Genomic DNA, 710 nt, shown 5'->3' on the forward strand with positions numbered 1-710 from the left:
TGGAGCGGGCGACGGGAATCGAACCCGCGTAGCTAGTTTGGAAGACTAGGGCTCTACCATTGAGCTACGCCCGCACAGGACGCGCCGCGTGTCGAGGACCGCGGCACTGCACGCATCGTAGCGGGTCGGCACCCCCGCCCGCACACCCCGTTTCGGCGCGCCCCCGCGTGCCCCCGTGCGCTGGTGGAAAGCGGCGGTCGGGCGGGGCTTCGAGCCTGTACCCTTCGTGTCGCACCAGACGGGGTGTGGCGCAGCTTGGTAGCGCGTCCGCTTTGGGAGCGGAAGGCCGTGGGTTCAAATCCCGCCACCCCGACCACCTGCGCGATCACACCGTGCGCCTGGCCGGTGATCGTCTTTGGGCGGCTCGTCGGCTGCGGTTACTATGCAAGCTGCGCGCCCGTGTGTCCGTGTCCGGCCTGATCGCCCCACGAACACCGGCGGGCGGCGAAATCGCCGGGCCTGTCAGGCTCCGGCGAACACCAAGATGTCAGCCACCAAGGAGACCGAACCGTGAAGAGCGCCGTGGAGACCCTGAACCCGACCCGGGTTCGGCTCACTGTCGAGGTGCCCTTCGAGGAGCTCAAGGACAGCCTCGACGCGGCGTACAAGAAGATCAACCAGCAGGTCACGGTGAAGGGCTTCCGCAAGGGCAAGATCCCCGCCCGGGTCATCGACCAGCGGTTCGGCCGCGGTGCGGTGCTGGAGGAGGC

Annotated in this window: 1 protein-coding gene and 2 tRNA genes; 2 read left to right on the forward strand and 1 reads right to left on the reverse strand. The window is 68.5% G+C overall.

The features are described from left to right. A tRNA-Gly gene (locus G6W55_RS38035) sits at positions 1–74 on the reverse strand. A 165-nt stretch (positions 75–239) separates the two neighbouring features. Between G6W55_RS38035 and G6W55_RS38040 the strand changes: the two genes are divergently transcribed. Beyond that, positions 240–316 (forward strand) — tRNA-Pro (locus G6W55_RS38040). Positions 317–510: 194 nt separating this feature from the next. After that, positions 511–710: trigger factor family protein (locus G6W55_RS38045; protein WP_175525107.1), on the forward strand; the 200-nt coding region annotated here is incomplete at its 3' end.

The organism is Streptomyces sp. CAI-85 (assembly GCF_013363615.1).
Classification (GTDB): Bacteria; Actinomycetota; Actinomycetes; order Streptomycetales; family Streptomycetaceae; genus Streptomyces; species Streptomyces antibioticus_B.